This window comes from Pseudomonas sp. 2725, assembly GCF_050434585.1.
GTDB lineage: Bacteria > Pseudomonadota > Gammaproteobacteria > Pseudomonadales > Pseudomonadaceae > Aquipseudomonas > Aquipseudomonas jessenii.
This window is the reverse complement of record NZ_JBNDIV010000013.1, coordinates 79,172-96,294: the sequence shown is the minus strand read 5'-3', so window position 1 is coordinate 96,294 and position 17,123 is coordinate 79,172. Positions and strand designations below refer to the sequence as shown.

Annotated in this window: 15 protein-coding genes; 7 read left to right on the top strand and 8 right to left on the bottom strand. The window is 60.9% G+C overall.

Annotated features, from left to right (window positions below; translation table 11 throughout):
* Positions 1-316 precede the first annotated feature (316 nt).
* Entirely contained in the window at positions 317-2,209 is a 1,893-nt protein-coding gene (mrdA, locus tag ABIE16_RS27710) for a penicillin-binding protein 2 (protein WP_429522360.1), read from the top strand.
* Positions 2,210-2,221: 12 nt separating this feature from the next.
* Here mrdA and ABIE16_RS27705 read toward each other — a convergent pair whose 3' ends face one another.
* Complete coding sequence (locus ABIE16_RS27705) at positions 2,222-3,181, bottom strand: LysR family transcriptional regulator (protein WP_057713890.1); 960 nt, start codon at positions 3,179-3,181, stop codon at positions 2,222-2,224.
* A 155-nt stretch (positions 3,182-3,336) separates the two neighbouring features.
* Between ABIE16_RS27705 and ABIE16_RS27700 the strand changes: the two genes are divergently transcribed.
* The 6 genes from ABIE16_RS27700 (at position 3,337) to ABIE16_RS27675 (ending at position 8,941) form a co-directional block, all read left to right on the top strand.
* Positions 3,337-4,638, top strand: coding sequence for an MFS transporter (locus ABIE16_RS27700; protein ID WP_057713891.1), 1,302 nt, complete (start codon positions 3,337-3,339; stop codon positions 4,636-4,638).
* Positions 4,635-5,390 carry a class II aldolase/adducin family protein gene (locus ABIE16_RS27695; RefSeq protein ID WP_007988289.1) on the top strand — a complete coding sequence of 252 codons (756 nt, stop codon included), beginning with the start codon at positions 4,635-4,637 and terminating at the stop codon, positions 5,388-5,390. Before ABIE16_RS27700 ends, ABIE16_RS27695 begins: the two co-directional genes overlap by 4 nt.
* A complete protein-coding gene (locus tag ABIE16_RS27690) occupies positions 5,387-6,328 on the top strand; it encodes a 2-hydroxyacid dehydrogenase (protein WP_191626134.1) in 942 nt (313 codons plus the stop codon). Before ABIE16_RS27695 ends, ABIE16_RS27690 begins: the two co-directional genes overlap by 4 nt.
* A gap of 218 nt (positions 6,329-6,546) precedes the next feature.
* On the top strand, positions 6,547-7,926 hold the full coding sequence (locus ABIE16_RS27685; RefSeq protein WP_057713892.1) for an MFS transporter: 1,380 nt from the start codon (positions 6,547-6,549) through the stop codon (positions 7,924-7,926).
* An 18-nt stretch (positions 7,927-7,944) separates the two neighbouring features.
* Positions 7,945-8,337: a RidA family protein gene (locus ABIE16_RS27680; RefSeq protein WP_090456976.1), complete on the top strand. Its 393-nt coding sequence runs from the start codon at positions 7,945-7,947 to the stop codon at positions 8,335-8,337.
* Positions 8,330-8,941 (top strand): RraA family protein, encoded by a 612-nt coding sequence (locus tag ABIE16_RS27675; protein ID WP_429522359.1) that lies wholly within the window; start codon positions 8,330-8,332, stop codon positions 8,939-8,941. The genes ABIE16_RS27680 and ABIE16_RS27675 overlap by 8 nt, the downstream gene beginning before the upstream one ends.
* On the opposite strand, the gene ABIE16_RS27670 is transcribed toward ABIE16_RS27675, so the two are convergent.
* The 7 genes from ABIE16_RS27670 to ABIE16_RS27640 form a co-directional block, all read right to left on the bottom strand.
* Complete coding sequence (locus tag ABIE16_RS27670) at positions 8,938-9,855, bottom strand: LysR family transcriptional regulator (RefSeq protein ID WP_046043224.1); 918 nt, start codon at positions 9,853-9,855, stop codon at positions 8,938-8,940. The two genes, ABIE16_RS27675 and ABIE16_RS27670, sit on opposite strands and share 4 nt — an antisense overlap.
* Positions 9,856-10,001: 146 nt before the next feature.
* Positions 10,002-11,132: a glycosyltransferase family 4 protein gene (locus ABIE16_RS27665; protein WP_340316122.1), complete on the bottom strand. Its 1,131-nt coding sequence runs from the start codon at positions 11,130-11,132 to the stop codon at positions 10,002-10,004.
* 1 nt (position 11,133) lies between these two features.
* On the bottom strand, positions 11,134-12,264 hold the full coding sequence (locus tag ABIE16_RS27660) for a glycosyltransferase family 4 protein (protein WP_429522358.1): 1,131 nt from the start codon (positions 12,262-12,264) through the stop codon (positions 11,134-11,136).
* Positions 12,248-13,624: a glycosyltransferase family 4 protein gene (locus tag ABIE16_RS27655; protein ID WP_429522357.1), complete on the bottom strand. Its 1,377-nt coding sequence runs from the start codon at positions 13,622-13,624 to the stop codon at positions 12,248-12,250. Before ABIE16_RS27655 ends, ABIE16_RS27660 begins: the two co-directional genes overlap by 17 nt.
* Entirely contained in the window at positions 13,621-14,880 is a 1,260-nt protein-coding gene (locus tag ABIE16_RS27650; RefSeq protein WP_429522356.1) for an ABC transporter ATP-binding protein, read from the bottom strand. Before ABIE16_RS27650 ends, ABIE16_RS27655 begins: the two co-directional genes overlap by 4 nt.
* A complete protein-coding gene (locus tag ABIE16_RS27645) occupies positions 14,880-15,677 on the bottom strand; it encodes an ABC transporter permease (RefSeq protein ID WP_154947769.1) in 798 nt (265 codons plus the stop codon). Before ABIE16_RS27645 ends, ABIE16_RS27650 begins: the two co-directional genes overlap by 1 nt.
* The gene (locus ABIE16_RS27640; protein ID WP_429522355.1) at positions 15,678-17,120 is read right to left on the bottom strand and encodes a mannose-1-phosphate guanylyltransferase/mannose-6-phosphate isomerase; all 1,443 of its coding nucleotides are present in this window, start codon (positions 17,118-17,120) and stop codon (positions 15,678-15,680) included. It lies immediately after the preceding gene.
* Positions 17,121-17,123: the final 3 nt, after the last annotated feature.

Genomic DNA, 17,123 nt, shown 5'->3' with positions numbered 1-17,123 from the left:
TAGTGTGGGGTTTCCCCATGTGAGAGTAGGTCATCGTCAAGATTAAATTCCGAAACCCCTATCTGCGTATGCAGGTAGGGGTTTTGTTTTTGGCGCCCCTGTAGGAGCGAGCCCGCTCGCGAAAAACCCGAGAGCGCTGCAGGGCGTCAGGTTTCCCGCGTCATCGTTAACGTCCATCGCGAGCTCGCTCCTACAAGGTCATTGTAAAAAAAATCACATAAACCTGACTCCGCGCTTTTGCTAAGGTGCAGCTCATTTTTAATGGACTGAGTTTGCGCCCACGGATCGGCATTCTTTTCAAAGAGTTGCTGTAGAGATGCCCGAACCGATACCCATCAAGGACCACGAGAAAGAGACACGCCTGGTCAATAAAAGGCTGATGGCCTGCGGCTTGTTCGTTGCCGCTGTCACCTGTGCGCTGGTAGTGCGCCTGTATGTCCTGCAGGTAGTCGAGTTCGACTATCACTCGACCATCTCTGAAAACAATCGCGTACATGTCCTGCCAATTACACCGACTCGCGGGTTGATCTACGACCGCAACGGCGTACTTCTCGCGGATAACCGTCCCAGCTACAACCTGACCATCACCCGCGAACGTGCTACCGATGTAAACGAAGAGCTGGACGAGGTAGTCAATCTCCTGCATTTGCCCGCTGAAGACCGCTCGCAGTTCGACAAGGCGATGAAGCAGGCACGTCACCCCTTCGTACCTGTGACGTTGTTCTATGAACTGAGCGAAGAGCAAATTGCCGTACTCGCCGTCAACGAGTTCCGCTTGCCGGGCCTCGATGTCGAGCCGCAGTTCGTTCGGCATTATCCATTGGGCGAGCACTTCGCCCATTCGGTCGGCTACGTCGGACGTATCAACGAGAAAGAGTCAAAGGCTCTGGATACCGTGGAGTATCGAGGCACCCAATCCATCGGCAAGACCGGGATTGAAAAATTCTACGAGAAGCAACTGCACGGCCATGTCGGTTATGAGGAAGTCGAAACCAATGCCCAGGGCCGCGTCCTGCGAGTGCTCAAGCACACTGACCCGGTGCCAGGCGAAAACATTGTCCTGAGCCTCGACGTCAAGCTTCAGGAAGCCGCCGAGCAAGCCTTGGGCGATCGCCGTGGCTCGGTGGTCGCACTGGATCCCTCGACCGGTGAAGTGTTGGCCATGGTCAGCAACCCGAGTTTCGATCCGAATCTGTTCGTCACCGGTATCAGTTCCAAGGAGTACTCCACGCTACGGGACTCCATCGACCGACCGCTGTTCAACCGTGTGCTGCGCGGTCTCTATGCGCCGGGTTCGACCATCAAGCCGGAAATGGCAATCGCCGGCCTCGATGCCGGTGTCGTCACGCCACAGACCCGTGTGTTCGACCCCGGTTATTACCAGCTGCCGGATTTCGATCACAAATACCGCAACTGGAACCACAGCGGCGACGGCTGGGTGGATATGGATACGGCGATCATGCGTTCCAACGACACCTACTTCTATGACCTGGCACACAAGCTCGGTATCGATCGTCTTCACGACTACATGGCCATGTTCGGACTGGGTGAGAAAGTCTCCCTGGACATGAATGAAGAGTCCCCCGGCCTGATGCCATCCCAGGCCTGGAAACGCGCCACCCGTCGTCAGGCCTGGTTTCCGGGCGAGACGGTGATTCTCGGTATCGGCCAGGGCTACATGCAGGTCACGCCACTGCAGTTGGCCCAGGCGACGGCACTGATTGCCAACAAAGGCGTGTGGAATCGCCCGCACCTGGCCAAAACCGTGGACGGTGTCGCGCCGGTGGATGAGCATCCGATGCCGAACATTCTGCTCAAGGATCCTCGCGACTGGGAGCAGGTCAACCATGGCATGCAGATGGTGATGCACGATGCCCGCGGGATTGCCCGGGCCGCAGCCGCGGGCGCGCAGTACCGTATCGCCGGCAAGAGTGGTACCGCGCAAGTGGTGGCGATCAAGCAGGGTGAGCGTTACAACCGGGAGAAAACCCGCGAGCGTAACCGCGACAATGCCTTGTTCGTCGGTTTTGCCCCGGCCGAGCACCCGAAAATCGTGATTTCGGTGATGATCGAAAACGGCGAGGCCGGTGGTCGCGTCGCCGGACCGGTCGTGCGGGAGATCATGGACGCCTGGCTACTCGATCAGGACGGGCATCTCAAGCCGCAGTACGCAGCGCCGAGCAAGGCACCGGGCGATCCTCACGTCTGAACCTTCATGGCTTCACAGCACAGGCTCACGGATGCTGAGCATGTGCTGGAAGCTCTCGAGGAACACCGTTTCGGCCTGGCTCATCTTCTGTTCGCGATTCCACAACAACTGGATATCGAAATCCACCACCCCGTCTTCCGGCGGCAAGCGCCAGAGCAGACCTTGCTCGACATCCCGGCGCACCAGATGGGTGGGCAAGGCGCCGATGCCGTAACCCGCGCAGATCAAGCGGTAAATTTCTTCGAAACTGGTGGAGGAGGCGACGATCTTGCCGGTGAAGCCTTGCTGGTCGCGGAACAGCGTCAGGGGGGAAAGATTGCCGCCGAGTTGATCACTGGTGAAGCTGACGAAGTTTTCCGCCGCCAGTTGTTCCAGGGTCAGATTCTGTTGCCCGAACAGCCGGTGACGTTGGCCACAAAAGTAAGCATAGGTCTCGCGAAACAGTACCCGTTGTTCCAGTCGTGGCTGTGGCAAGCGGCACAGGCCAACGCCGACTGTCGCAGTTTTTTGCAGCAGCGAACTGATGATGTTCGAACTGCCCATGACCTCGACTTCCAGCTCGATTTTCGGATGGGTTTCATGGAAATCAGCGAGGAAGTCATCGTAATGCCGAGCCTGCACACCGCTGACGGTGAGGATGCGGATCTTGCCCACTACGTCGTCGTGACGACTCTCCACTACCGTCCCCAGGCGTGAAATATCCCCGTAGATATCCGCCGCTATGCGCAGGACTTCTTCCCCGGTTTCCGTCAGATCAAAGCGTCGTCCGCTGCGGGCAATCAACACGCATTCCAGTTGTTCTTCCAGTCGTTTCAGCGCCTGGCTGACGGCCGACTGGGTGATGTGCAGTCGCGCGGCGGCGCGGCTCATGCTGCCTTCCTGGCCGATGACCAGATAGGTGCGCAGCAGGTTCCAGTCGAGGCGGTCATTGAGAAAGCGACGCCCGACCCACGGGTTGGAATTGGAAGGCATAAAACCTCATGCAGTAGCGGTGCTAATAGTAAAGATAAGGAATTGAAAATTGACTAATCCTGGCATGGAAGCGATAAAGCCCACAAGCGCCACAGAGCGCAACCGTCATCAGCCTTAACACCTGCCCAAAAACTATAAGTACACAGGGTCCTTGCATGCACACTACTCCCCAACCGCGCCGAGCCGCGGCCGCTGCCTTCATTGGCACGACCATCGAGTTCTACGACTTTTACATCTACGCCACCGCGGCGGCGCTGGTCCTTGGGCAAGTGTTCTTCCCCAGCAGCGACCCGGTCATGAGTACCCTGGCGGCGTTCGGTAGTTTCGCTGTCGGCTTCATTGCCCGTCCCATGGCCGGGATGGTGTTCGGTCATCTGGGCGATCGTCTCGGGCGCAAGAAAATGCTGTTGGTGACCATGGCCTTGATGGGCGTCGCCACGGCGGGTATTGGCCTGTTGCCGAGTTACGCCAGTGCCGGCATCTGGGCACCCATTGGTCTGATCGTGCTGCGTGTCATTCAGGGCATTTCGGTCGGTGGTGAGTGGGGTGGGGCGGTGTTGATGGCGAGCGAACATGCGCCGGCCAAGCGCAAGACGTTCTACGCATCGTTCGCCCAGCTCGGCAGTCCCGCCGGTTTGTTGCTGGCACTGATCGCTTTCCGTCTGGTGACGTCCCTTGAACCAGAGGATTTCCTCGCCTGGGGTTGGCGCTTGCCGTTCCTCGCCAGCGGCGTGTTGATGATGGTCGGGCTGTTGATCCGTTCCGGCGTTCACGAGTCGCCGGAATTCGCCAAGGCCAAGGACAACAACGAGACCGCCAAATACCCGGTGATGGACGTGATCCGTACCTGCTGGCGGCAGATCCTGTTCGCCGCCGCTGCCGTGACCATCGGCTCGGCCGGGTTCTTCTTCACCAACACCTTCATGATCACTTATGTCACCCAGTATCAGGGCATTGCCCGATCGACGATTCTCGATTGCCTGTTTCTGGTGACCGTCATCCAGTTGCTCTCACAACCGCTCTCGGCGCTGATCGCCGAACGTATCGGCGAAGGTCGTTTTCTCAAATGGGTCGCGTTGCTTTGCATGGTCACGCCATACCCGATGTTCCTGTTGGTAGGTACCCAGAACATTGTGTTCATGACTGCCGGTATTGCCCTGGCGGTGGTGATTCTCTCGGCGCTTTACGCGGTGATCGCCGGCTATATGACCCAGGCCTTCCCGGTGCACCTGCGCTACTCGGGCATTTCCATCGCGTACCAATTGGCTTGCGCCGTGGCCGGCGGCACCACGCCGCTGATCGGCACCCTGCTGGCCAGCAAGTTTTCCGGACAATGGTTGCCGCTGGCGGTGTTCTTCACCTTGCTCTCGGCCCTGTCCCTGATCGGTGTTTGCGGCCTGGCCCGCCTGCGCGCCAACCCGGTCGTCACCCACGCTGCTAAAGAGGTGTATTCGTGAGTAAACCTGCACACATCGACCCGGTTGAATGGCAAGCCCGTTGCGAACTGGCCGCGCTGTATCGACTGGTTGCGCACTTTCGCATGACCGACCTGATCGACACCCATATCACCCTGCGGATTCCGGGGCCTGAGCATCACTTCCTGATCAACCGCTACGGGGTGATCTTCGACCGCATGCGCGCCTCGGACCTGGTGCGCATCGATCAGGAAGGGCGGGTGGTCGACCCGGAGTACGCGGGCCATCGGGTCAACGCTGCCGGCTTCGTGATTCACTCGGCGATCCACATGGCGCGTCCGGACCTGAACTGTGTGATCCATACCCACACGGCGGCCGGCATGGCGGTCGCGGCGCAGAAGCAAGGCCTACTGCCGATCAGTCAGCATGCGCTGAAGTTCTACGGCAAGCTGGCCTATCACACCTATGAGGGCATCGCGCTGTCGCTGGATGAGCGCGAGCGCTTGATTGCCGACCTCGGTCCGCACCGGGCGATGATCCTGCGCAACCACGGTTTACTGGTGGGTGGATCGGGCGTGGCCCAGGCGTTCCAGGAAATCCACTTCCTGGAGCGGGCCTGTCAGGCCCAGGTGCAGGCGCTGGCCGGTGGTTCGGCACTGCATTACCCGTCGCCGGAAGTCTGCGCGCACACCGCCGAGCAGTTCGACCGTGATGAGCAGGACAACATCATCGACCTGGCCTGGGAGGCCGCCCTGACGTTGATCGAATCCCAGCGCGAGTCATATTTGTCATGAACGCCGTCATCAACACTGTGGTTCTGCTGTCCCGCGATACCTTGCTGCTCAAGCAATTGCAGGCGGCGTTTGCCCGCAGTGCGCCGCAGCTCACCGCCGTGCTGGCCGACGATTCCCGGGCCGCCAATGCACAGATGGCGGCGTGCTGGTTTCCCTTGCCGGGCAGTCTCGGCGCATTGCCGAACCTGCAGGTGATTCACTCGGTGGCCGCCGGTATCGATCACCTCGATCACGATCCGTCGTGCCCGGACCTGCCGGTTTGCCGTGTGGTCGACCCGGGCCATCGCCAGGGGATGACCGAGTACGTGCGCTGGGCGGTGATCCACTATCACCGCGGTTTCGATCAGGTGTTGTCGCACCAGCGGGAGCAACGCTGGGAGCGCCCGCTGCAACGGGCGGCGGGGCAGTTCAAGGTCGGTGTGATGGGGCTCGGATCGCTGGGCAGCGCGATTGCTCTGGATCTGGTCGCAGCCGGTTACGACGTGCGCGGCTGGGCGCGGCGCAGCAAGGACTTGCCCGGTGTGCGCACCTTCGCCGGGGGTGATGCGTTGCATCCTTTTCTCGACGGCATCGAGTTGCTGATCAACCTGTTGCCACTCACCAGCGAAACCCGCGGGATTCTCGGACGAGCCACTTTCGAACAGCTTGCCAGCGGTGCGGCACTGATCAACTGTGGCCGGGGCGGTCATTTGAACATCGACGATCTCGAACAGGCCCTGGCGAGCGGACATTTGCGCGGCGCCTTGCTGGATGTGTTCGAGCAGGAACCGCTGCCGGTCGATCACCGGCTCTGGACAATGCCCGGTGTCACCATCACCCCGCACATGGCTTCGGCGGCTTCCCATGACTGTATTGCCGAACAAGTGGCAGAGAACTTTCGTCGATTGAATGCTGGCGAGCCGTTACTCAACTGTGCCGACCGAGTATTGGGATATTGAACTAACACACCCCCTGTAGGAGCGAGCCCGCTCGCGATGGTCGTTAACGATTTCGCGTGTTTGCCGGTTAAACGCGGTGTTCTTGAGTTCATCGCGAGCAGGCTTGCTCCTACAGGGACCAGCTTCCCGTAAGTCATAACAACAACCTTCGCCTCAACCGTTTTACTGCCAGTCAAAACAATTAAATAACGAGTTCTGATGAATTCCTGGAGACAGTGATGAGCGATCTATCGTCCGCAGAAAAGTCCGGCGCACCACCGGAAGTTGCAATCAGCATGAAAAAAGTCGCGGTGGCCAGTGTGATCGGCACCACCGTTGAGTGGTACGACTTGTTCGTGTTTGCCACGGCTTCAGCGCTGGTGTTCAACAAAGTGTTCTTCCCGGATTTCGTGCCGCTGATCGGAACGCTGCTGGCTTTCGGCACCTTCGCTTCGGCGTATCTGGCACGGATTGTCGGCGCGGCGTTGTTCGGGCATTTCGGTGATCGCCTGGGGCGCAAGTCGATGCTGTTGATCTCGCTGCTGACCATGGGCGCGGCCACCTTCGCCATCGGCTTGTTGCCTGACTTTGCAACCATCGGTATCTGGGCGCCGATCCTGTTGTTGCTGCTGCGGGTCGTGCAAGGCCTGGCATTGGGGGGCGAATGGGGCGGGGCGGTGCTGATGGCGGTGGAGCATGCGCCGGCCAACAAGCGTGGCTTGTACGGCTCCTGGGTGCAGATCGGCGTGCCGGCCGGGACCATGATTGCCAACCTGGCATTCCTGTTGATCGCGGCGTGGCTGTCCCCGGAGGATCTGTTGGCCTGGGGGTGGCGTATTCCGTTCCTGGCCAGCGTGTTGCTGATCGCCGTCGGTTTGTATATCCGCCTGAACATCTCGGAAACCCCGGCTTTCAACAAGGTCAAGGAAGCCGAAGTGCAAGTGAAAATGCCGTTGGCGGAAGTATTCCGCAAATACTGGAAGCAAGTGCTGCTGGGGGGTATTGCCACCATGTCCACGGGCGCTTCGTTCAACATTATCGTGGCGTTCGGCTTGACCTATGGCACACAGAACCTCGGCTTCAGCCGCAGCGTGATGCTCGGTGTGGTGCTGCTGTCCTGCGCCTGGTGCATTGTCATGTTGCCGGTGTTCGGTGCGCTTTCGGACCGCTTCGGACGCAAACCGATCATTGTCGGCGGCATCATCGCCGAAGCGCTGGTGGCGTTCCCGATGTTCTGGCTGATGGACACCAAGGAGCTGTCGATGGTGGTGTTCGGTTATCTGTTGTTGATGACCGCGTTCGCCGCCAACTACGGGCCGATCGCGACCTTTCTCGCCGAGCTGTTCGGCACCCGGGTGCGTTATTCCGGTTTGTCCATCAGCTACATGTTGTCCGGCCTGCTCGGCAGCGCGGCGACGCCCATCGTCACCACGGCATTGCTGGCCGCGACGGGCAAAGGTTCGTCGGTGGCCTGGTACATGATCGGTGCGGCATTGATTTCACTGGTGGCCCTGTTGCTGTTGACCGAGACCTTCAAGAAGGACATCAGCGAGATCCCCAGCGTCGTCCCCACAGACGATCCGGCCCCCGGTAAACCCTTCAAATCGGCTACGGCCTGACATCTGGAGTTCTACAACATGCGCAGAATTCAATCGGCCCCGGGCTACATCGGCCCGGTCGGGCCTTACTCCCAGGCCGTGGTCAGCGGCCACCTGGTGTTCACCGCCGGGCAGATTCCGGCCCACGGCAGCCTCGACGAACAGCCTGCTGATTTCCCCGAGCAGGTACGGCAAACCTTGCGCAACCTCGAAGCGATCCTGATCGAGGCGGGCTCCGGTTTCAGCCATGTGATCAAGGTCAATGCCTACCTGACCGACCCCGCGCAACTGGAGCCGTTCAACGCCGTGTACCGCGAGTTCCTCGGCCATGCGCCACCGGCGCGCACCACGGTGTGCGTGGCATTGTGGGGCGTATCGCTGGAGATCGACTGTGTTGCCGAACTGATTGCCGGGGAGCCGCAGCATGGATGAGTCGCAACTGATCGAACAGCTCAAGGCCGTGAGCTTTCCGACCCTCGGGCACTTTCTCGAAGAAGGTTTTGCCGATCCGCAACTGCGGGCCATGGTGCCCAATGTAAAAGTCGTTGGCCGTGCGTTGACCCTGAAACTGGTGGGCGCCGATGCCATTGCCGTCAACCGGGCCCTGGCGCAAATCAGGTCGGGCGACGTGCTGGTGATCGACACCGGTGGCGATCATCGGCACGCGCCGGTCGGTGCGGTGACCAGTTGCGCAGCACGCTGTGCCGGGGCTGTGGGTATTGTGGTGGATGGTGCAGTGACCGATCTGCTGGAGCTGCGTGAAGCCGGGTTGCCGGTGTTCGCCCGAGGCACCAGCCTGTTGACCACCAAGCTGCACGGCCGTGGCGACAGCGCCATCAATCAGCCCATCCACTGCGCCGGCGTGACGGTGCAGCCGGGGGATTGGGTGCTGGCGGACGACAACGGCGTGTTGTTTCTCGACACGGCATCGGCGGCGGCAGCCATCGATCAGGCGCTGGCTTCGGATCGCAGCGAGCCGCGCTTGCTCGAACGCTTGCAGGCCGGTGAACCGGTGACGCAAGTCTTGCGCGTTTAGTCCGTCAGCCGTTGTTGCAGGCTTTCGAGAAAGATCGTCTCGGCACGGCTCATGCGCTGTTCGCGGTTCCACAGCAAATGAATGTCCACATCGGCAATCCCCTCGTGGGGCGGCAGGCGCCAGAGCAATCCGGCGTCGACGTCGGCCGCCACCACGTGTTCGGGCAGACAGCCGATACCGAAGCCGGCGATCACCAGTCGCCGGACTTCTTCCAGGCTCGGTGAGGACGCGACGATGCGACCACTGAAACCCTGCTGATCGCGGAAAATCGTCAGCGGCGAGAGCATGCCGCCGATCTGGTCACTGGTGAAACTGACGAAGTTCTCCCGTTGCAAATCCCCTTCGGCGACGTCCTGCTGGCCGAACATCCCATGGTGCTTGCCGCAGAAAAAAGCATAGCGTTGACGCAGGAACAAGCGCTGCTCCAGGCGTGGCTGCGGGCGCCGATTGAGGCTCAGGCCGAGGGTCGCGGTTTTTTCCTGGAGGGCGCTGACGATGTCGGAACTGCGCATCACATCGACTTCCAGGTCCACTCGCGGGTATTGACGATGGAAGTCGGCGAGAAAGTCATCAAAGCGCTCGGAGAAGATCCGGCTGATGATCAGCAACCGCACTTTGCCGATCACTTCATCGGCCGGTTGTTCCAGCACGCTACTGACCTGGGACATTTGCCCGTAGATTTCCCCGGCCAGGGCGAAGATCTGCTCGCCGACTTCAGTCAGGGCAAAACGTGGCCCGCGACGGGCAATCAATTGGCGGCCCAGTTGTTCCTCCAGGCGCTTGAGCGCCTGACTCACTGCCGGTTGCGTCAGGTGCAGGCGGGCGGCAGCGCGGCTGATGCTCTGCTCCTGGCCAATCACCCGAAAGGTGCGCAGCAGGTTCCAGTCCAGGCGGTCATTGAGCAGACGTTGCATAGGCGGTCAGCAGAAAGTCGGGGGGGCCAATAGGGAGAGTCGACGGCTTGCACACATCCTGCGCAAGCCATGGAAAATCTACAGTCGCGGGATCGTAACACTGTTAGAGCGCAGCAGCAGAGACAACTCGGATCTGCAAAAAAACCTCATGCGTAGGCGAGGGCTTTTTCTTCCAGCAGCTCCTCATACAGCGCTGCCCATTTGCGACCCATTTCGTCCGCGGTAAACAGATTTTGATAACGGGCCTGCGCCTTCTCGCCCATTTGCGCCGCCAGCACCGGGTTTTCCCAAAGCGTGCGCATCGCCTCGCGAAACGCCGATGGATTGCTCGGTGGCACCACCAGCCCGGTTTCGTTATGGATGTTGATGTAACTGGTGCCAGTGCCAATTTCACTGGAGATCATCGGTTTGCCATACATCGCGCCTTCCAGCAGCGAAATGCCAAAGGCTTCGGAGCGCAGGTGCGATGGGAACACCACCGCATAACTCAACTCGAGCAAGGCGACCTTGTCTTCGTCGCCCAGGAACCCGAGAAAGTGCAGGTTCCGCAGGCCCAGCGCCCTGGCCTGGGCATGCAGCTCCGCTTCCAGCGGGCCGGCGCCCACGATCACCACGGGATAGTTCAGCCCCTGCATCGCTTCAAGCAGGATGTGCAGCCCCTTGTAGTAGCGCATGACACCGACGAACAGGAAGAACTTGTCCCCCAGCTGCTGGCGCCAGCGCTCGGTCCGCGCCGCGTCGTGCGTCGGATAACCCGATTTGTCCAGGCCATAGGTGATGACCCGGGTCTTGTCCCGGTAGTCCTTGAGCACATCGCTGGTGTGAAAGTAGTTGGGGGACGCCACGGCGATTCGATCCGCGCTGTCCAGGAACCGACGCATCAACGGACGGTACAGCTTGAGCAGATGACGCTGGCGGACGATGTCGGAGTGGTAACTGACCACTCTGGGCTTTTTGGTGGCACTGACAAAATGCACCAGGTCCATGAAGGGCCAGGGGAAGTGGTAGTTGACTACGTCGGCCTCAGCCGCGAGCTCTCGAAACTGTTTGAACACGCTGTAGGAAAAACCGGTGGAGGCGAGTTGAAAATCCATCCTGGCCTGATGCACCTGGTGCTCGCGGATCTGCAACACGCCCGGCGCCGGGTTACTGCTCAGGGTCAGTACCGTGCTGTCGACACCATGGCGCACGCCGCTTTCGCTCATCTGGAAAATCACTTGCGCGATGCCACCCATGGAGTCGGGCAAGTAGGTTTTGTAAAAGTGCAGAACGCGCATATCAGTTCTCCATAGCCTGGCGGTAGGCGCGGGCGGTCACCGTCGCACAACGCTCCCAGGAAAATAGCTTCGCCCGCTGCAAACCCGCCTCACGACAGGCCTGCCAGTGCGCCGGGTCGTCGATTAACCGCTGCATGGTATCGCGCAAGGAGTCGGGGTCGTGCGCCTCGATGTAGTTGCCGGCATCGCCAGCGACCTCCGGCATCGCCGACTCACCCGTCAGAATCACCGGAGTGCCACTGGCCATGGCTTCCAGCACCGGCAGGCCGAACCCCTCGTACAACGAAGGGAAAACCAGCGCCCGGGCTCCGGCCAGTAGCTGCGCCAGATCGTCGTCCGACAAGTACCCCAGAAGGCACACATGACCTGACGCGAGGGCCGAACGTAATTCGTCGTTGAACTGCTGACGCTGCCAGCCGGCCATGCCGGCGATCAGCAACGGAAAACGCTGGCGCACGGTTTCCGGCAGCCGGGCATGGGCGCGCAGGGCCAGGGTCAGATTCTTGCGTGGCTCCAGGGTACCGACGCAAAGGAAATACTCCCGCGCCTCGACGCCGTGGGCCTTGAGGACCTGATCGATGGCCTCGGGTTCACGGGGGTGGAAGCGCGCGGCCACACCCAGCGGTGCCACCACGAAGCGCTCGGCCGGCAGTGCGAACCAGGCCTGCGCTTGCTCGGCGATGTACTGCGAGTCCGTCAGAATCAGCCGCGCCCGCTGTACGCCGTCGGCCAGTCGCCGCTCGATTTCGCGCAGGCGTGCCGGTGGTTGGGTGTCGGGATAGTGCAGGTGCGTAAGGTCATGCAGTGTGATGATGGTCGGGCCGTTGAACGACAACGGCCACAGGCTTGGCTCGTGATACAGATCGATGGCCTGGGCGGGGCGCTGATCAAAACGCTTCTGCTCCAGCCAGCGCCGCGCCTGATAGGCCCCCGGAATCTGTCGCAGCAACGGCGTCAGACGCGAGTAACCGGGCATCGCCGCCTCAGGCAGAGTCGAACTCCAGCCCCAGCCGTGGAACAACGACAACTCGACGTCCGATTCGCGGGCCAGGGCCGTCGCCAGTTCGGCGACGTACTGACCGATGCCCGTGCGCGGTGCCTGGAGGATGCGGGCGTTAAGGGCAATTCGCATGCTGACTCTCAGGCACCTTCGTATCGCTGTGCAGATTGCGCTGGATGCGCTCGACCAGTTGCGCACTCGCCTCGCGCCAGCTCAGCCAACGCCAGTTATCCAGGTTGAGGGGCGCGGGAAATGCGCCGCCGCTTTCCATGTCGATGACCAGATCGGCCAGGTTCTGCGGGTCGGAGAGGTCGAAATACGCCATGTACTCGCCACCGATTTCGCGGAACACCGGGATGTCGCTGGCCATGGCCGGCAGGCCTCGCTGCATGGCTTCCACCAGCGGCAAACCGAACCCTTCGACGTAGGACGGGAACACCAGCGATGTCGCGTGGGAATAGGCGTGTTCCAGGCTCTTGTCCGAAAGGTTGTTGAACATGAACAAACGCAGGTTCAATTGCGGATGCTGGCGTATACGTTCGATTAGCGCCTCGCATTTCCAGCCAATCTTGCCGACGATGCACAACCGGGCTTTGGACCCGGCCGCCCAGGCGCGCTCGAACGCGTCCAGCAGATACGCATGGTTCTTGCGCGGCTCGATGGTGCTGACCATCAGGAACACAGGGTCCGGCGTCTTGAACATCTGCAGCAGCCCCGGGTCGACGGTAGACCGGGCATCGGTCAGGTCGAGTTCGGAGCCAAGGTGGAAATAGTCGAACCAGCGTTGCTGAACCTGCGCGGTGCCGATCCTGCGGGTCATCTCCTGGCGTACCTGGTCGCGGATGGTGGTCGAGATCGCCACATAGCCATCGGCGGTGCGGGCGATCCAGTCGAACCATTCGTTGAACACTTTCACCAGCCCGGCGTCGCAGAACTGCGGGTGGGTCAGGGGAATCAGGTCGTAGATCACCGAAATGATGCCGACCCCATCACGCTTGAGTTGCTCGGCCAAGGGGAAGAAGTTGGCGTGCCAGGACGAATCCAGCAGCACCAATTGATCGTCGGCGCGATGCTGCAACGGCACGCAGCGCTCGGGCACCGGCTTGCCCTTGAGTGCCCGGTCGAGCAGGCGTATCGGCAGGCTCAGGCAGGCGAACGCGGTCAGACGGCAACCGACGTAAAGCACCCGGCGGGCGAACTTCGATTGGCTGAAAGGACGGCGACGTTCCAGCGCGCGGTGGCGCAGCCAGAACTGATTGGCGAACTGTTCTAGCTTCACCCGCAGGCTCACCAGATCCACTTTGACGGTCGGCAGGGGTGCCAGGCTTTTCACCTCGAACAACGCGCCATTGATCATCACCACCGGAACGCATTCGCGCCGGGCGTTCGCGGCCGGCAATTGCTGAATCACATTGCGAACGACCCGCTGGATGCCCGAGTTGGCATCCGGGTGTTCGAAGACGTAGGTACATTCCACCAACAGTCTGGTCATCGTGTTTCCCCAATAGATTCCACCCGATTCTCACTGGAACGGGTCACGTTGGTCTGCGCTTCGAGCCAGGAGCAACCCACGAAGTCTTCCTGGCGATTGTTGATCACGTGGAAGACCAGCCCGTAGTCACGCCATTCGAAATTGCGATCCAGGTGCGAATCCAGCCGCGACAGGCTCAGGGCCACCGAATAATTGCCCTTGCCCAGGCGCATGTCGAAGGCAAAACGGTAGGTGACGCGTTCGCCGGCACTCAGGTCGGTGAGGGCTTTGTCCACCCGGTGGGTATTGATGCCGTACATGGGCTGGCCAAGGCGATCCTTGATCATGAAGCCGAGAATCAGTCGCTCGATGTCCTGGCGCACCTCGACCTGCACTTCCAGGACCATCGACTGGCCGACTTCAGCCACCTCCACCGAACGCCCCTTGGGGTCAAGCAGGCGGACACTGAGAATGCCCGCTTCGCCTGTCCCGGAAATGGTTTGCACCTGCCCGTTGGCGAGCATTTCCTGACGCACCGTCTGGCCCTCGCGCTGGGCGAGCATGGCGTTGTAGTAGTCCATCACTTCTTCAGGCTTGCCGCGCATGGCCATGCGTCCGTTCTCCAGGAGGATGGCGGTGTCGCAGATCGACTGGATCGCCGAACGGTCATGGGACACGATCAGCAACGTGGTACCTGCCTTGCGGAAGTTGCGGATGCGATCAAAGCTTTTGTGCTGGAAGTAGGCATCACCCACGGACAGCGCTTCATCGACGATCAGGATGTCCGGCCGTCGCGCGGTGGCCACGCTGAACGCCAGGCGCATCTGCATGCCGCTGGAATAAGTGCGAACCGGATGGTCGATGGCCTCGCCGATTTCGGCGAAGCTCTCGATCTCTGGCATCAGCGCTTCGATTTCTTCGACCTGCATGCCGAGCAACTGGCCGGCCATGAAGGTGTTCTGCCGACCGGTGAAGTCCGGATGGAAACCCATGCCCAGCTCCAGCAGCGCCGCTACGCGACCTTGCAGCTGGATGTCGCCGCAGGTGGGCTGGGTAGTGCCGGTGATCATCTTCAGCAGCGTGCTTTTGCCGGCACCGTTGACCCCGACGATGCCCACGGCTTCACCCGGCTGAATCTCGAAATCGACCCCTTGCAGCACCCAGTGCAGGTGATGCCGGGTGCGGGAAAACGGCACCAGCCATTCGAACAGCCGGCTCCAGCGATTCGGGTACTGCTTGTAGGCCTTGCCCAGGCCACTGACACGTATATGTCCCATCAGAGCTCGTCCACCATTTCACCGACACGCTGGCGGAACAGCCGCAGCGCCATCCCACAGAACAACAGGCCGATCACCAGCAACGGGACCAGCGAGCTCCAGTCTGGCCATTGGTTGTAGAGAAACAGGTTCTGGTAGCTGTTCATCAGTGCCGTCATCGGGTTCAGCTCGATAAAGCGCTGGATGCCCGGCGGCAGGATCGACAGCGGATAAACGATTGGCGTCAGCCAAAACCAGAATTGCAGGCAGATGCCGAAAAACTGCCCGACGTCGCGAAAGAACACGTTGAGCACGCCCAGAATCATCCCCAGCCCCGCAGCGAAGATCACCTGCAGGACCAGCAACGGTACCAGCGCCAGCAGGGCCATGCCGGGCAGCCGTCCGCTGATCAGCAGGAAGCCGAGGAACAACCCCAGGATGATCGCGAAATTGATCCCGGCATTGAGCAGCACGATGACCGGCAGGCAGATGCGCGGGAAGCTGATTTTCTTCAGCAGGTTGGCGTTTTCCAGGAACATGCTCTGGCTGCGCGTCGTGATCTCGGCGAACAGGCCCCAGGTCAGCAGGCCGGCGCACAGGTAGACGCTGTAGGCCAACCCGTCGTCCACGCCCGGCAAGCGGGCGCGCATGATGGTGGAGAAGATCACCGTGTAGACCAGGATCATCGACAGCGGATTGAGCACGGTCCACAAGGCACCGAACAGCGAGTTGCGATAACGCGCCTGAAACTCCCGTTTGACGCTGCCGAGGATGAAACCCCGGTAACTCCACAGCGATTGGTAAAGATTACGCAGCATTCAAACCGTCCTGCCGTATTGATCTTCGAAGCGGACGATGTCGTCCTCTCCCAGGTATTCGCCGCTTTGCACTTCGATGATCACCAGGTCGATCACGCCGGGATTTTCCAGGCGATGCTTGTGACCGGCGGCAATGAAGGTCGATTCGTTCTTGGCCACCAGGTGCGTGCCGGTGCCATTGTTGGTGACCTTGGCCATGCCTTCGACCACCACCCAGTGTTCATTGCGATGGTGGTGCATCTGCAACGACAACTTGGCGCCGGGCTTGACCACGATGCGTTTGATCTTGAAGCGCGGGCCTTCCTCGAGCACGGTGTAGGTGCCCCATGGCCGGCTGACCGTACGGTGCAAGCGATAGGCTTCGTGCTCTTTATCCTTGAGTTGCCTGGCCACCCGGCGCACATCCTGGGCGCGGTCGGCGTGGGCCACCAGCACCGCGTCGGCGGTGTCGACGATGATCAGGTTATCCACGCCCACGGTCGCGACCAGGCGGTTTTCGCTCTGGACGAAATTGTTGTGGCTGTCGATGAAAATCGACTCGCCGACGGTGCGGTTGTTCTGTGCATCCGCCGGTACCAGCGCGGCCACCGCCCCCCAGGAGCCGATGTCGCTCCAGTCGAAACGGGCCGGCACCACGACCACTTTGTCGGAGCGCTCCATCAACGCGTAATCGATGGAAATATCCATGATTTCGCCAAACAGGGCCAGTGACAGTTCCTGTTGCAGGCTTCCGGCGTTTTCCACCGCGGCGCTGGCGGCCATGCAGGTCTGCGCCTGCTCCAGCAAGTCGGGAGCATGGGTTTGCAGTTCGGCCAGCAGGCTGGCGACCGAGAAGCAGAACATCCCGGAGTTCCACAGGAAGTTGCCGCTTTCCAGGTAATGCGTCGCGGTTTGCAGGTCGGGTTTTTCGACGAAGCGCCGCACGCTGGCAGCGCCTTTATCGTCCAGCGATGTGCCGGCTTCAATGTAGCCAAACCCGGTTTCCGGAGCGGTCGGCACGACACCGAAGGTCACCAGGTGACCGCGCCTGGCCAATGCCACGGCATGCTCGACTGCGTCCTTCAATGCGTCGACATTGACGATCAGATGGTCGGCGGGCATGACCAGCATGATCGCGTCGTCACCATGCAGGGCCTGGAGGGAGAGGGCGGCGGCGGCAATGGCCGGCGCCGTGTTGCGCCCGGTCGGCTCCAGCAGGAAGTGTCCGCGATGGCGGCCAAGGTGCGCGTCCCGAAAATGATCCTTGCTCTGGAAGTAGTACTCGCGGTTGGTCACCGTGACGATATCGCCCCAGCCGTCGAGCAGGTCCGCGGCACGCCGATAGGTCTTGCCCAGCAGCGACTGGCCGTCGGGCAATGCCATGAACGGTTTGGGATGGCCTTCACGCGACACCGGCCACAACCTTGTCCCGGCACCGCCGGAGAGAATCACGGGAATCAGCATGGC

Coding starts and splice junctions, on each gene's coding strand:
- mrdA (WP_429522360.1), top strand. CDS start 317: ATGCCCGAACCGATACCCATCAAGGACCACGAGAAAGAGACACGCCTG.
- ABIE16_RS27705 (WP_057713890.1), bottom strand. CDS start 3,181: ATGCCTTCCAATTCCAACCCGTGGGTCGGGCGTCGCTTTCTCAATGAC.
- ABIE16_RS27700 (WP_057713891.1), top strand. CDS start 3,337: ATGCACACTACTCCCCAACCGCGCCGAGCCGCGGCCGCTGCCTTCATT.
- ABIE16_RS27690 (WP_191626134.1), top strand. CDS start 5,387: ATGAACGCCGTCATCAACACTGTGGTTCTGCTGTCCCGCGATACCTTG.
- ABIE16_RS27685 (WP_057713892.1), top strand. CDS start 6,547: ATGAGCGATCTATCGTCCGCAGAAAAGTCCGGCGCACCACCGGAAGTT.
- ABIE16_RS27680 (WP_090456976.1), top strand. CDS start 7,945: ATGCGCAGAATTCAATCGGCCCCGGGCTACATCGGCCCGGTCGGGCCT.
- ABIE16_RS27675 (WP_429522359.1), top strand. CDS start 8,330: ATGGATGAGTCGCAACTGATCGAACAGCTCAAGGCCGTGAGCTTTCCG.
- ABIE16_RS27670 (WP_046043224.1), bottom strand. CDS start 9,855: ATGCAACGTCTGCTCAATGACCGCCTGGACTGGAACCTGCTGCGCACC.
- ABIE16_RS27665 (WP_340316122.1), bottom strand. CDS start 11,132: ATGCGCGTTCTGCACTTTTACAAAACCTACTTGCCCGACTCCATGGGT.
- ABIE16_RS27660 (WP_429522358.1), bottom strand. CDS start 12,264: ATGCGAATTGCCCTTAACGCCCGCATCCTCCAGGCACCGCGCACGGGC.
- ABIE16_RS27655 (WP_429522357.1), bottom strand. CDS start 13,624: ATGACCAGACTGTTGGTGGAATGTACCTACGTCTTCGAACACCCGGAT.
- ABIE16_RS27650 (WP_429522356.1), bottom strand. CDS start 14,880: ATGGGACATATACGTGTCAGTGGCCTGGGCAAGGCCTACAAGCAGTAC.
- ABIE16_RS27645 (WP_154947769.1), bottom strand. CDS start 15,677: ATGCTGCGTAATCTTTACCAATCGCTGTGGAGTTACCGGGGTTTCATC.
- ABIE16_RS27640 (WP_429522355.1), bottom strand. CDS start 17,120: ATGCTGATTCCCGTGATTCTCTCCGGCGGTGCCGGGACAAGGTTGTGG.